We start from the raw sequence: 14,239 nt of genomic DNA on the forward strand, positions 1-14,239 counted from the left end.
GGCTCAGACCGAGTCGGGGATGCGCACGGAAATGATCGTGCCGACATTTTCGGCCGAGTGGATCTTCATCCGGCCGCCATGCAGCGTGGTCAGCGAGCGGGAGATGGCAAGCCCGAGCCCCGAGCCGCCCTTGCTCTTGGCGTATTGGCTCTGAACCTGCTCAAAGGGAAGGCCGATCTTGCGCATGGCGGAGCGGGGAATGCCGATGCCGGTATCGGCGATCGTCAGCATGACCGCGCCGGAGACCTTGCGCGCCCTGAGCGAGATGCGGCCGCCTTCATTGGTGAACTTCACGGCATTCGAGAGCAGATTGAGCAGCACCTGCTTCATCGCCCGGCGGTCCGCGACCATCGTCAGGCCCGAGGAAACCTGGTGGATGACGCTGATGTTCTTCTGCGTGGCGGGGATGGTGGTGAGGCGCAGCGTTTCCTCGATCAACGGCGCAAGGTCGATCCGCTCGCGGTCGATCCGCATCTGCCCGGCCTCGATCTTCGACATGTCGAGAATATCGTTGATGACGTTGAGGAGATGCTTGCCGCTGTCGTGGATGTCGAGGGCGTATTCGCCGTATTTGTCGGAGCCGAGCGGACCGAACATGCGGTGCTTCAGGATTTCCGAGAAGCCGAGGATCGCGTTGAGCGGCGTGCGCAGCTCGTGGCTCATATTGGCGAGGAACTCGGACTTCGCCCGGTTGGCGGCTTCGGCGCGCTGCTTTTCCGCCAGATAGTTCGCGTTGGCGATCGACAGTTCCGATTTCTGGTGCTCCAGCGTCATGCGGGACGTGGAGAGATCGCCGATGGTTGCCATCAGCCGGCGCTCAGATTCGCGCAGGCGCACCTGATGGCGCTTGAGGAGGGTGATGTCGGTGCCGACGGAGACGAGGCCGCCATCGCGCGTGCGGCGGTCGTTGATCTGCAGCCAGCGCTGGTCGGCCAACTGGACTTCCGACGTCGAGGAATGATTGGCGCGATCCGGATCGGCGATGCGCCGCTCGATGATCGGGCGGGCGGAGGCGGCATTGACGGCCGAGCGTTCGGTGCCGGGCACGAGCACGCTGTCGGGAAGCTGGTAGGCCTGCTGATAGTGCGTGTTGCACATCACCAGCCGGTCGTTCTTGTCCCAGAGCACGAAGGCTTCCGACGTACACTCGATCGCATCCGCCAGCCGCTGGTCGGCTTCGGCATAGCGCTGGGCGAGACGGTGCTGCTCGGTCACGTCCATGGCGATGCCGATGAGGTGTACCCGGTCGCCGCTGGTGCGGATGACCTGCGCACGGGCGCGCAGCCAGACATAATGGCCATCGGCATGGCGCATGCGGAACACATGGTCGATGTGGCGGATGTCACCGCGGGCAATGGAACGGGCGACCTTGTAGAGGCCGGTATCGTCGGGATGCATCAGCCGGGCGGCATCGCCGAAGGAGAGAACGCTGCCCTGCGGTGTCATGCCCAGCATTTCATACATGGAGCGCGACCAGAACAGCCGCCGGTTCGGCATGTCGAAATCCCACAGCCCGCATCGGCCGCGCGACAGCGCGGTTTCGACGCGGAGGTTCGACTCGGCAAAGATCTGGTCGGCGTCGCGGGCGCGCTTGGCCTGGATGTAATAGGCATAGAGCACGACGAGCAGGATCGCGGAAATGCCGGCAAACAGCGTGACGTTCAGCGAGACCTCGTCGCGCCAGAGCCGGTCCATGTGCGCGAGCGGCGTCGCGACCATCAGCGTGCCCGCCTTGTCACCCACCTGCATCAACGCGACGAGGTACTCGTCGCCGCCGATGAAGGCGTTCATGACGGTGGAACGCTCGCCGAAATACTGGAAGGCCGCGACTTCGGGCGAGATCGCCGACAGGGCTCGGCCCGTGAAGGGCTTACCCTCCGACGAGGAGGCAAAGATACGCCCGTCATTGCGCACCGCGAGCGCGAAGGCGCCGGGCTCCAGCATGTCGGGGGTGAGAAGGTCGTTCAGTGTCTGCTCGACGGGCGCGCGTTCGGCCTGATCGAAGAGGAGATGCGCCTGCGGCGCGAGCGTGGCTTCGGCTGCCGTTGCCGCCATCACCGTCGTCTGGCGGGCGCTGTTTTCCATGCGGGCATATTCGTTGACGATGCCGCTGATGCGGGAGATGGCGACCACGATCAGGAACGCCGTGATCAGCACCGGAATGGAGCGCTTCAGAAGCGGCTCCGCCTGGTTCAGCCGTATCGACGCCGGTGCGGCAAGGCTGCGCACATGCCGCAGGAAGCCCTGCTCAAGGCCCGCAAGGCCCGGGAATCGTGGACGCAGCCGATCCCCGGCCGCGCGCATCTGCTGCGCTTCCGCCATCTTCGTCAAATCTTTGAACCTCGCTTGATTCGACGCGCCGCTCGCCCGAATCTGGCTCAATGAATCAATTCGGATTCTTCTTGTCCAGCAAAAAGGGTAACGGGACGTTAACCAGTTCTCACTGGTGCGAATTCGCAGCTTGCCGCGCCGCGAACCCGATTTTCAGCGTAAGACACTGAAAGGAATCAATATTTTAGAGGTTCCGATGACGCGGATCAGCCCTTGAGCGTGCGCTCCACGATGTCGCTGACGTCAGGAGAAAGCTTCGCACCAGCTGCGATCTCGCTCAGAGCCGCGCGGGCATGCTCGGCCCGTCCGGATTCCAGCGAACGCCAGGACCGCATCGAGGTCAGGATGCGGGCGGCAAGCTGCGGGTTGCGCGGGTCGATATCGAGAATCTGGCGCGCGAGGAACCGGTAGCCCTTGCCGTCCGCCCGGTTGAAGCCGGTCGGGTTGGAGAAGGCAAAGGTGCCGACGAGCGCGCGGACGCGGTTCGGGTTGAGGCCGTTGAAGAGTGGATGCGCCATCAAGGTCTCGACGCGCTCCAGCGTCGCAGCACCCGGAATGGTCGCCTGGACAGTGAACCATTTGTCGAGAACAAGCGCGTTGTCCGCAAACCGCGTCTGGAAGCTTTCGAGCGCCGCCGTGGCCTCCGGCGTGTCCGGGAAGCGGTGGACGAGAATGGTGAGCGCCTGGCTGAGGTCGGTCATGTTGTCGGCGGCCGAGAAAGCCTCGACGGCGCGTGTCGGCGCGTTTTCGGCGAGCACGAGGTAGGCAAGCGCGCTGTTGCGCAAGGCGCGACGGCCGGCGCTCGCGGCATCCGGGGAAAACGCTTCCGTCGAGCGCATGGTTTCGAACAAACCGGCAAACGTTTCGCGGCCGGCCGTGGCGATCGCCGTCATGATCTCGCGACGGGCGGCGAAGATGGCGTCCGGGTCGTTATCCCGTCCGATTTCCCGCGCGATGTCCGACTCGCTTGGCAAGGCCAGCGCCTGAGCCCGGAAGGCCGGTTCCAGGGCGTCGTCGGAGACGGTCGCCATCAGCGCGTCGATGAGAGCCTGGTCGCAGACGACCGGCGTACCGGCGCGGACGCTTGCCGTGGCTGCGACCAGCGCATCGAGCGCCATGTCGTTCAGCGCCTGCCAGCGCGCGAAGAGATCTGTCTCGAAACGGGCGATCTGGGCGCGGTCGGCTGAGGACTTTTCGAAATGCAGGTTGATGGGGGCGGAGAAGCCGCGGTTGAGCGACACAACGGGACGAGAGGCGATGCCCTCGAACGTCACGCTCTGGCTGCGCTCGACGAGATGCAGCACGTCGCCGGTCACCTCCGCGCCGGAGACGCTTGAGGCTTCCGTGATCGTGCCGTCTTCGGAGATGAGCGCGAAGCGAAGCGGGATGTGCACCGGCTGCTTGGTGCTCTGGCCCGGCGTCGGCGGCACGGTCTGTTCGAGCTGAAGCGTGAAGGTCTGCCGGCTTGCGTCATAGGTGCCCGATGCGCTGACGAGTGGCGTGCCGGCCTGGTGGTACCAGAGCGAAAACTGCGTGAGATCCCGGCCGCTCGCCTCCTCGAAGCAGCGGATGAAGTCCTCGATGGTGACGGCCTGTCCGTCATGGCGATCGAAATAAAGATCCATGCCGGCCTTGAAGAGATCGGGGCCGAGCAGGGTGGCGATCATGCCGGTGACTTCCGAGCCCTTCTCGTAGACGGTCGTCGTGTAGAAGTTGTTGATCTCGCGGTAGCGGGTCGGGCGGACGGGATGAGCGAGCGGCCCGCCGTCTTCGGGAAACTGCTCGGCCTTGAGGTGGCGAACCTCGGCGATGCGCTTGACGGCGCGCGAGCGCTGGTCGGCGGAGAACTGGTGGTCGCGATAGACCGTGAGGCCTTCCTTGAGGCAGAGCTGGAACCAGTCGCGGCAGGTGATGCGGTTGCCGGTCCAGTTGTGAAAATACTCGTGCGCGATGATCGCCTCGATATTCGCGTAGTCCTGATCGGTCGCGGTTTCCGGGTCGGCCAGCACGTATTTGTCGTTGAAGACGTTGAGCCCCTTGTTCTCCATGGCGCCCATGTTGAAGTCGGAGACGGCGACGATCATGAAGATATCGAGATCGTATTCGCGCCCGAAGACTTCCTCGTCCCAGCGCATCGAGCGCTTCAGCGCGTCCATGGCATAGGCCGCGCGCGGCTCCTTGCCGTGCTCGACGTAGATCTTTAGCACGACCTCGCGGCCGGACAGGGTGGTGAAGCTGTCCTCGACCACGCCGAGATCGCCGGCCACCAGCGCAAAGAGGTAGCTGGGCTTCGGATGTGGATCGAACCAGGCGGCGAAGTGCCGGCCGTCGCCCATGCCGGCGCCGCCGAGGAAGTTGCCGTTGGAGAGCAGCAGCGGAACGGTCGCCTTGTCCGCGATGATGTTGACCGTGTAGACGGCGAGAACATCCGGCCTGTCGGGGAAGAAGGTGATGCGGCGGAAGCCTTCGGCCTCGCACTGGGTGCAGTAGACGTCGTTCGTCCGGTAGAGGCCCATCAGCTTGGTGTTGGTCTGCGGCGAAAGCTCGGTCGTGACGGTGATCTCGAAGGGCGCGCTGTCCGGCAGGCCGCGAATGGTCAGCGTCTCCCCGGTCTCGGTGTAGTCTTCGGCGGCGATCGGCTCCTGGTCGAGCAGCAGGCCGGTCATCTTCAGCTCGTCGCCATCCAGCACCAGCGGCCGGTCGGCCGCCACGCCTTCGCGGCGATGGAAGATCAGACGGGCTTCGACCTTGGTTTCCAGCGGATCCAGTTCGAAGGTCAGATCGACGCGTTCAAGCACAAAATCTGTCGGCTGATAGTCTTCGAGGTGGATGATCTCGCCCGTGTCCGTCCGCATGTGTCGTTTTGCTCCCCGGGGCACCCTGAAAAGCCGGTCGCGACGATGCGAAGGCCAGTGCCGATAAAAGACCTGAACAATTACGCGGTTCGGCCTAACAAGATTTTAAGCAATAAGCCATTTTGGGACAGACTTCATTCTTTTCGAGTAACGATGATCAAACTGTGCGGCGCAACCTGTCGTCCGTCACGGAGAATGCGTAAGTCACGAGCAACGTGGACACAGGAACCGTTGGTTCGGCGGATATTCGCATATTTCCGCCTCGGCTGATTCCGGTTTGGGGATTTATGCAGTAGGCTTGCGATTCTCCGCGCCGCCTCAAGCTGCCTTTTCCTCCTCGTGCATGCAGGACCGATCTTATGGATCGCGACGAGCCCAACCCGCTTCTGGGCATTGCTCTCAAAGTTTCTTCCGTTCTCGTTTTCGTGGCGATGTCGACCTTCATCAAGTCGGCCGGCGACGGTATCGCGACGGGCCAGATCACCTTCTACCGCTCGGCTTTCGCAATGGTGCCGATCCTCTGCTACCTCGCGGTCAAGGGCGATCTTGCCACCGCCTTCAAGACGCGTGATCCGTTCGGTCACCTCATTCGCGGTTTCATCGGCATTCTCGCCATGAGCTGCGGCTTCTACGGCCTGACGCATCTGCCGCTGCCGGAGGCGATCGCCATCGGCTACGCCATGCCGCTTCTGGCCGTCGTCTTTGCCGCCGTGTTCCTGAAAGAGGTCGTGCGCATCTATCGCTGGTCGGCCGTCATCGTCGGCCTCGTCGGCGTGATGATCATCACCTATCCGCGCCTGACGCTGTTTGCCGGCGGTGGTGGGGAGGCAGGGGCAGCCTATGGCGCCCTGGCGGTGCTGCTGTCGGCGGCGCTGGGTGCAACGGCCATGGTGCTGGTGCGCAAACTGGTGATGAACGAGCGGACGCACACGATCGTCCTCTATTTCTCCCTGTCCGCCTCCCTGTTCTCGCTGCTGACGCTGCCCTTCGGATGGGAGCCGCTGACCTGGCGCGCCTTCCTCTTTCTGATGGCGGCGGGTTTTTGCGGGGGTGTCGCGCAATTGCTGCTCACGCAGAGCTATCGCTATGCCGATATGTCGACCATCGCACCGTTCGAATATACCTCGATCGTTCTCGGACTGGTGATCGGCTACTGGCTCTTCGACGATGTACCCACGGTTACCATGCTGATCGGCACCGCCATCGTCATCAGCGCCGGCATCTTCATCATCCTGCGCGAACACCGGCTGGGCCTGGAGCGAAGGGCTGCCCGCAAGCACGTGACGCCGCAGGGGTGACGTGGAGCGGGCGAGGGAAGGAACGGTGGTAGGGGAGGTGTTCGAGGTCAGCCTCGATGGGACGGCACATCAGGCCAGCGCCATTGTCAAATTAGGCGTCGTAGACGCTTGCGATCATCCGACCTGATGGCACGGAAGAGCCGTCACCCGAAGTCCTGTCGGCAACGTCATTATCCCCACCGATCCATGCGGTAAGGAGAGCGAGATGCCGAAAACCTCAGCGCGGCAGCAGGCCGAACGAACCGCGGTTCGCATCCGACGATGCGCGGGCATCGCGGCTGAGGTCTGAAAAGGTCTGGGATGCACGCACGGCGATTCGGATGTCCGAAACAAGAGCGTTCAAAGCGCGGATGGCCATGGGGTGGTCCTTTCCATCTTTTCCGGAACGTTTGCCCGGATGGACGGTTTCGAGATCGTGTCTGCCGGCGATCATGCCGGCGTCAGCGCTTGACGCTCGCGAGCGAGCCAGCGATCAGCGCTGGATGAATTCGGCATAGATGTTGGCAGGACGTGCGGCGCGGGCGTAGCCGGCAGCCGTCATCTGTTCGTTTGCTGCCGAGCCGAAGCCGCTGAACGGCGTGCGGAGGGCAGAGCCACTGCGACGGAGCGTTTCGAAGCCGCAATGCAGAGGGCGCGGACGGGTGTTCATTGTCAGTTCCTTAAATTCCATTCCCCCCGTGATCATATATTGCGCTGCACCATCTTTTTCACAAGCCGCGATGTCGGGTTGCTGCCATGCGCAACTTGCATGGCTTTTTTCCTTTGCCATTCATAGTTTCTTCGCAATTGGAAAAAGGCGCGTGACGTACGAGCGTCAGGAATCGTTGCCGGCGGCAAACATCTGCAAATCCTGCCAGGCAAGGCGCTTGCAGATCGGCGCCGACATCAGGTCCTGCGGATGCAATGTCGCCAGCGCCCGGAAGGTTTCTCCGCCGGTCGTGATCGTCCGCCAGTCGCCGCGCATTTCGTGGATCGTATCGGTGCCGCCGAAGAAGAATCGTGCCGCGAAATTGCCGAGAACCAGCACGCGCTGCGGCTTGGCGAGCGCGAACTGCCTGTCGAGGAACGGTCGGCAGATCTCCATCTCCCGCGCGGACGGCATGCGGTTGCCGGGCGGACGCCAGGGAATGACGTTGGTGATCAAGACACCCGCCCGGTCGAGCCCGATGGCCGCCAGCATCTTGTCCAGAAGGTCGCCCTGCCGGCCGGCGAAGGGGCGCCCCTCGCGGTCGTCGTCGCCGTTCGGTCCCGGCCCGACGATCATCAGCCCGGCGGCCGGATCGCCCTCGGCAAATACCAGATTGCGGGCACTGTTACGCAGATTGCAGCCGGTAAAGCCGTCGAGCGCGACCTTGAGGTCGGCAAGCGTCTGGGCCGAACCGGCAGCGATCCGCGCCTCGGCCACGGCCTGCTCATCGGGTATGGCGACGCGGGTAGAGACCGGGCGTGGTGCGGGCTCGGACTTCCCTCTCGTCTGCGGCTTTTCCGCAGCGGGGGGTTGAGCGCGGCCATCCGCTTCATTTTTGGGCGCTGGCGCCCTGTAGCTTTGCGCGGTCTGCAAGGCTCCTGCAGGGCTCCCATGACCAGAGCCCGACCCGGCTTCGCCGCGCGCCGTCTGGCTGGCGGCAAAGGCGGCGATCCTGTCGATCGGATCGTCTTCCAGCAGCCACTCCACCCCCGAATCCGCATGGAAATGCAAAAGCGCCGCCAACTCGTGCGGCGTCATCGCATCCAGGGTCGGTCCGTCGGAAAACCGTGTCTCGTCGGGGGAGCTCATGGCAGAAGGTTTACAGAAGCGCCGCCGCGCATGAAAGCGGCAAATGGTGCGAACGGGCTCGCTGCAGGCACCAAGCGTCAGTTCGCCTCCGCTGTCCACAGGTCGATGTCGTCCCGTGCGCCGATGAGCGCGAGACCGTGAGCGATGGAGAGGAGTTCGCCACCGCTCTCGATGCGTCCGGCATCGAACCGCCGCTCGAACATGCGCCGCACGGCTGGCACGAAGGACGTGCCGCCGGTGAGAAACACCTTGTCCACCGTGCCGGCAGCCGTGTTCGTCTTTTCCAGCACCTCGTCCAGCGCACTCTCGATTCGTCCGAGTTCCGGCGCGATCCACTGTTCGAAGTCCGAGCGGCGCACGATCTTGCGGCTGCGCTCGCCGAGCGGCGCGAAGAAGAACTCGGTCTCTTCCTCGGCCGAAAGGCGCATCTTGGCCGCGGAAACGGCCTGATACAGCGGATAGCCCTCGTCATGCTCGATGAGGTCGATAAAGGCTTCCAGCTTTTCCGGCTCCAGCGACGAGCGCACGAGCTGCTTCAGATCGGCGAAGTCCTTGAGCGTCTTGAAGATCGACAGCTGGTTCCATCGCCCGAAATTCGCGTAGTAGCCGGAGGGCACATCCAGCACCTTGTCGAACGAGCGGAACTGCGTGCCCTTGCCGATCAGCGGCGACACGAGGTTGTCGATGATGCGGAAGTCGAAATGATCGCCCGCGATCCCGACGCCGGAATGGCCGATCGGCATTGCCGACAGCACGCCGGCATGGGTTTCGAAGCGAATGAGCGAATAGTCGGTGGTGCCGCCGCCGAAGTCCGCGACCAGCACCGTCGCATCCTGTTTCAATGTCTGGGCGAAGTAGAAGGCGGCGGCCACCGGCTCGTAGACATAGCGGATATCCGAAAAGCCGAAACTGCCGAGCGCTGTCTGGTAGCGCTCCAGCGCCAGGTTGTCGTCCGGGTTTGCCCCCGCATAGCGCACCGGCCGGCCGACGACGATGCGGGTGCCCTCGACGGGCCAGGCGTCACCGGCATAGTCCTTGAGACGTGCGACGAAAGCGCGCATCAAGTCTTCGAATCCATTTCGCCGTGCAAAGATCAGCGTTCCCTGGAACAGCGGGCTCGCGGCAAAGGTCTTGATCGACTGCAGGAAGCGCGCGTCGCCCGGATTGTCGATGAAGGTGCGGATGGCGGCCTGTCCGGCCTCGATCTGCAGAGCCTGCGCGCCGAGGTTCGGATGCTTCATGAACGACAGGGCCGTCCGCATCGTATCGTACCGTCCGGCAGGACTGTCGAAGTCGATTGCGCGTGTTTTTCCGTGTTCGACGGCGGCCAGAACGGAGTTCGTGGTGCCGAAATCAAAGCCGAGCGACTGGGTCATGGTGTCTCTCCTCATGGGGATCGCCGTGCTGCGGCAGGTCGAGCGCCGGGGGTTCCGGTCGCCGCAACGGCTGTCGATCGCGAGCATGGGCCGGCCCTTCGCGGGGGCCTGCGGGAATGGAAATGGTCGCCGGTATCGGCTGTGGGGATGCCGCTCCCTCGCATGGCCCGCCCTCAAAAACAAGAGCGCCCGCCTTCGAAAACAGGAGGCAGAGGTGGCATCGCGCCGCTTCGTGACGCACATCGGCTCGACAAGCTTGCTCTTATTTGACATGACGACCCATGGAGACGGGCGCGGCATAGGCCGTTGGAGCGGAGGCTGGTCATGAGCGAAATACAGGAAATGCCGGAGCGGGAGAGCATGGATTTCGACGTGGTCGTGGTGGGAGCCGGCCCGGCAGGCCTCTCCGCCGCGATCCGTTTGAAGCAGATCGATCCGGAACTGACCGTCGTCGTTCTCGAAAAAGGCGGCGAAGTCGGCGCCCATATCCTCTCGGGCGCCGTGGTCGATCCCTGCGGCATGGATGCCCTTCTGCCCGGCTGGCGCGAGGAGGCGGACCATCCCTTCAAGACGGAGGTGACGGAGGACCAGTTCCTGCTGCTCGGCCCGGCCGGCTCACTGCGTCTGCCGAATTTCGCCATGCCACCGCTCATGAGCAATCACGGCAACTATATCGTCTCGCTCGGCAACGTCTGTCGGTGGCTGGCCGGCAAGGCGGAAGAGCTCGGCGTTGAGATTTATCCCGGCTTTGCCGCGACCGAAGTGCTTTATAACGAGGAAGGCGCGGTCGTCGGCGTCGCCACGGGCGACATGGGCATCGAGAAGAATGGCGAGCCCGGCCCGAGCTTCGCCCGCGGCATGGAGCTTCGCGGCAAGTACGTGCTGATCGGCGAAGGCGTACGCGGTTCGCTCGCCAAGCAGCTGATCGCCCGCTACGACCTGCAGAAGGACCGCGAACCGCAGAAATACGGTCTGGGAATCAAGGAACTCTGGCAGGTGAAGCCGGAGAACCACAAACAGGGCCTCGTGCAGCACTCCTTCGGCTGGCCGCTGGGCCTGAGCACAGGTGGCGGCTCGTTCCTCTATCACCTCGAGGACAACACGGTCGCCGTCGGCTTCGTGGTGCACCTCAACTACAAGAACCCCTATCTCTATCCGTTCGAGGAATTCCAGCGCTTCAAGACGCATCCGGCGATCCGCGGTACCTTCGAAGGCGGCAAGCGCCTGTCCTACGGCGCACGCGCCATCACCGAGGGCGGCTATCAGTCGGTGCCGAAGCTGACCTTCCCCGGCGGCGCGCTGATCGGCTGTTCCGCCGGCCTCGTCAACGTCCCCCGCATCAAGGGCAGTCACAATGCTGTCCTCTCGGGCAAGATGGCGGCCGAGAAGATCGCCGCGGCGATTGCGGCCGGTCGGGCGAATGACGAGGTCGTCGAGATCGAAAATGAATGGCGGGCCGGCCCGATCGGGCAGGACCTCAAGCGCGTGCGCAACGTCAAGCCGCTCTGGTCGAAGCTCGGCACGGTGGCCGGCGTCGCGCTGGGCGGTCTCGACATGTGGACCAACCAGCTTTTCGGCTTCTCGTTCTTCGGCACGCTGAAGCACGGCAAAACGGATGCGCAAAGCCTGGAGCCGGCGGCAAAGCACAAGAAGATTGCCTATCCGAAGCCGGATGGCGTGCTGACATTCGATCGGCTGTCCTCGGTGTTTCTCTCCAACACCAACCACGAGGAGGACCAGCCGGTCCACCTGAAGGTGAAGGACATGGAGCTGCAGAAGCGCTCCGAGCACGACATCTATGCCGGGCCGTCCACACGCTATTGCCCGGCCGGCGTCTATGAATGGGTGGAGAAGGATGGCGAGGAGGTCTTCGTGATCAATGCGCAGAACTGCGTGCACTGCAAGACCTGCGACATCAAGGATCCGAACAGCAACATCACCTGGGTTCCGCCGCAGGGCGGCGAGGGGCCGGTCTATCCCAATATGTAAGTATATCCGAACATTTTAGGCTTATGCGAGCCGGGAAGACGCAGTTGCGGCGTCTTTAGAAAACGAAAACCCTCCCTTCCCGGCCAGCCTGACGAAACGTCGGGCCAGCGGGAAGGGAGGGTTTTTCTTTGTGAGGATCGATCAATGCACGGTCATCCATTCGCGGGCCGAGCGCAGCGCGATGGCGAGATCGGCCTTCGACATCGTGGCGGCGAGTTCGGCGCGCAGCTCGGCTGCCCGCTCGGAGCCCTTGATGGCGGCGATGTTCAGCCACTTGTGGGCGGCAACGACGTCGATGTCGCAGCCGCGGCCTGTGGCGTACATCAGGCCCATGTTGCAGAAGGCTTCCGCGCGGTTTTCGCCGGCGATCGTTGCGTAGGTGAAATTCTGGAGGTCGAAGCGTGCCATTGTCGTTGTCCCTGTTTCGTTAAAGCGTTTCTTCGTGCAGTCCCTGTTTCGACCCCTGAAAGCCCGGCCATCTGCGTGGCTCTTGATCTTCCGGAGGCTGTCGGCGGAGTGTTCGTCTCCGCTCGTCTTATGGGTTGGAGTATGCGGCACGGCCTTCAATTCCCGCTTAAAATGCATGCTTAACCTGCAGCAAACGAAGTTCAAACGATTGGTAAACTTGGGTTTTTGTTAAACATCCGGCCCCCTGCATTGCCGGGCTTTCGTCTTAAATTTTACGTATCTTTTACATCTCGATTTCAACGCTTCGTTCACCACGAAACGCTGAGCACCCTTCGCGACCGAAAAATATCGAGCGGCGCGATCTTTTCGAATCTGCCTTTTGACATTCCTTTTACGTTCACGTAATTTAGCAGGGAGACGCTCGGGAGGCGTCCTATGGAGGGAGATTTCATGAAGATCACACGGATCATGTCGGCCGCTATCCTCGGTTCGGCTCTTCTCGCACTGCCCGTTCTGGCGGCGGAGCCGATCGTCGGCAACTGGAAGACGGCGAGCGGCGAAACAGCCGCAATCGCCACCTGCGGCGGCAGCTTCTGCATCACGGTGAAGACCGGCAAGCATGCCGGAAAGAAGATCGGCACCCTGTCGGGCGCGGGCGAGGACTATTCCGGCGAAGTGACGGACCCCGACAACGACAAGACCTATAGCGGCTCGGCCGCCGTCGTCGGCAGCCAGCTGAAGCTGAAGGGCTGCGTGCTGAAGGTCCTCTGCAAGAGCCAGACCTGGAGCCGTCTGTAGGCCTACGCGAGGCGACGGCGGTTAGCGTCGCCGCCGCACAATGCGGCAACGATAAAGGAATGAAGCTTTCCCGGTTTACCGGGAAAGCTGGGATCTAGACGAAGAGAGAGTTACCCTCTCGATCCACCCTACTGCGCGCGCTGGCCAAACAGGATCTTCTGCGCATCCTTGTCTTCCGACAGATGCTTCTGCCGCTCGCGCTCTTCACGACCGACATCGAAGCCGGCGATGACGGCGGGGCGGGCCGAAAGGGTCTCGAACCAGCGCTGTAGGTGCGGGAAGTCGTTGAGGTCCTGTCCGCCGCTTTCATACTGGCGCACCCAGCCCAAGCAGGCCATGTCGGCGATCGAATACTCGGTAGCCAGAAACTCGCGATCCGCAAGGCGCCGGTTCATGACGCCGTAGAGGCGATTGACCTCATTCGTATAGCGATCGATGCCATAGGCGATCTTTTCCGGGGCGTAGTGGCGGAAGTGGTTGGCCTGTCCGGCCATCGGCCCCAGCCCGCCCATCTGCCAGAACAGCCACTGATCGACATCCACACGCGCACGTTCGTCGCTCGGATAGAATTTGCCGGTCTTGCGGCCGAGATATTGCAGGATGGCACCGGACTCGAACACGGAGATCGGCGAGCCACCCGGACCATCGGGATCGACGATGGCCGGCATGCGGTTGTTCGGGGCGATCTTCAGGAAGTCCGGCGCGAACTGCTCGCCCTTGGAGATGTTGATATATTTGACCGCATAGGGAAGGCCGAGTTCTTCCAGCATGATGGTGATCTTCCAGCCGTTGGGGGTCGGCCAGTAGTAGAGGTCTATGGGTGCGGACATCATGGTCTCCGGTCTCTTGCATGCATCGGGTTCGGCGCTAACCTAGCGCAGAAACCTGCGAACCGAAACCGTTCGTGCGCGATGATCGGTCCCGATCGTGCCGGAGAGGTGATGCGGAATGAGGGGTGCTGGAGACGTCCGAGAAGCGGAATCGCTGCGATGCAGCATTCAACCTGAACGGCACATGAACCGACCTCTCAGCTAGAATTCAGTTTGCCTGTGCGAAAAGACGGTCATCGAACCAACACCAACCCAATTGCTTCGAACGGATCGACTGTCATGGATATTCTTGCCCGCCGCCTCACCATCATCAGCGCTCTCATGGTCGTCTTCGCCATGAGCCTGGCCGCAGCCGTCAGCGCCGACACCGAGCGCCGCCGTCAGCACGATTACACCACGACCCTCGCGGACTGCACCGCCCACACCGCCCAGTTCTGCCAGGCCAAGCTCTGAGGCTTGTTGATGTGAGAGCGCTCGATCCGGCGCGACGATGAGACGGGACCCGCCACAGGTTGGCGGGTTACACGGTAGACGCACCGTCCAGACGGGTGCCTTCATGCGCAAATCGGCTTGTGTC

General features: G+C 62.8%; 12 protein-coding genes. 4 read left to right on the forward strand and 8 right to left on the reverse strand.

Translation table 11 applies throughout. The annotated features are described in order from the left end of the window. Positions 1–3 precede the first annotated feature (3 nt). Both G8E10_RS24180 and pepN read right to left on the reverse strand, forming a co-directional pair. A complete protein-coding gene (locus tag G8E10_RS24180; RefSeq protein WP_425530875.1) occupies positions 4–2,322 on the reverse strand; it encodes an ATP-binding protein in 2,319 nt (772 codons plus the stop codon). A 215-nt stretch (positions 2,323–2,537) separates the two neighbouring features. Next, a complete protein-coding gene (gene pepN / locus G8E10_RS24185; RefSeq protein ID WP_167130985.1) occupies positions 2,538–5,186 on the reverse strand; it encodes an aminopeptidase N in 2,649 nt (882 codons plus the stop codon). A gap of 359 nt (positions 5,187–5,545) precedes the next feature. Here pepN and G8E10_RS24190 point away from each other — a divergent pair, with 359 nt between their 5' ends. Next, on the forward strand, positions 5,546–6,484 hold the full coding sequence (locus tag G8E10_RS24190; RefSeq protein WP_110799748.1) for a DMT family transporter: 939 nt from the start codon (positions 5,546–5,548) through the stop codon (positions 6,482–6,484). 217 nt (positions 6,485–6,701) lie between these two features. On the opposite strand, the gene G8E10_RS24195 is transcribed toward G8E10_RS24190, so the two are convergent. The 4 genes from G8E10_RS24195 to G8E10_RS24210 form a co-directional block, all read right to left on the reverse strand. Further along, positions 6,702–6,842 (reverse strand): hypothetical protein, encoded by a 141-nt coding sequence (locus G8E10_RS24195; protein WP_165916885.1) that lies wholly within the window; start codon positions 6,840–6,842, stop codon positions 6,702–6,704. A gap of 114 nt (positions 6,843–6,956) precedes the next feature. After that, positions 6,957–7,253 carry a hypothetical protein gene (locus tag G8E10_RS24200; RefSeq protein ID WP_146236029.1) on the reverse strand — a complete coding sequence of 99 codons (297 nt, stop codon included), beginning with the start codon at positions 7,251–7,253 and terminating at the stop codon, positions 6,957–6,959. A gap of 45 nt (positions 7,254–7,298) precedes the next feature. Further along, complete coding sequence (locus tag G8E10_RS24205) at positions 7,299–8,261, reverse strand: uracil-DNA glycosylase (protein WP_281517791.1); 963 nt, start codon at positions 8,259–8,261, stop codon at positions 7,299–7,301. Positions 8,262–8,338: 77 nt separating this feature from the next. Beyond that, positions 8,339–9,637, reverse strand: coding sequence for an Hsp70 family protein (locus G8E10_RS24210; protein ID WP_110799746.1), 1,299 nt, complete (start codon positions 9,635–9,637; stop codon positions 8,339–8,341). Between the two features lie 324 nt (positions 9,638–9,961). Between G8E10_RS24210 and G8E10_RS24215 the strand changes: the two genes are divergently transcribed. Further along, on the forward strand, positions 9,962–11,626 hold the full coding sequence (locus G8E10_RS24215) for an electron transfer flavoprotein-ubiquinone oxidoreductase (RefSeq protein WP_110799744.1): 1,665 nt from the start codon (positions 9,962–9,964) through the stop codon (positions 11,624–11,626). A gap of 141 nt (positions 11,627–11,767) precedes the next feature. On the opposite strand, the gene G8E10_RS24220 is transcribed toward G8E10_RS24215, so the two are convergent. Further along, on the reverse strand, positions 11,768–12,034 hold the full coding sequence (locus tag G8E10_RS24220; protein WP_092932801.1) for a sel1 repeat family protein: 267 nt from the start codon (positions 12,032–12,034) through the stop codon (positions 11,768–11,770). 468 nt (positions 12,035–12,502) lie between these two features. Here G8E10_RS24220 and G8E10_RS24225 point away from each other — a divergent pair, with 468 nt between their 5' ends. Further along, on the forward strand, positions 12,503–12,832 hold the full coding sequence (locus tag G8E10_RS24225) for a DUF2147 domain-containing protein (RefSeq protein ID WP_425530878.1): 330 nt from the start codon (positions 12,503–12,505) through the stop codon (positions 12,830–12,832). Positions 12,833–12,960: 128 nt separating this feature from the next. Here the strand turns inward: G8E10_RS24225 and G8E10_RS24230 are convergent, their stop codons facing one another. Then, on the reverse strand, positions 12,961–13,662 hold the full coding sequence (locus G8E10_RS24230) for a glutathione S-transferase N-terminal domain-containing protein (protein ID WP_167130986.1): 702 nt from the start codon (positions 13,660–13,662) through the stop codon (positions 12,961–12,963). A 279-nt stretch (positions 13,663–13,941) separates the two neighbouring features. Here G8E10_RS24230 and G8E10_RS24235 point away from each other — a divergent pair, with 279 nt between their 5' ends. Continuing rightward, a complete protein-coding gene (locus G8E10_RS24235) occupies positions 13,942–14,115 on the forward strand; it encodes a hypothetical protein (RefSeq protein ID WP_092932804.1) in 174 nt (57 codons plus the stop codon). Positions 14,116–14,239: the final 124 nt, after the last annotated feature.

This window comes from Ferranicluibacter rubi (assembly GCF_011603255.1).
GTDB lineage: Bacteria > Pseudomonadota > Alphaproteobacteria > Rhizobiales > Rhizobiaceae > Ferranicluibacter > Ferranicluibacter rubi.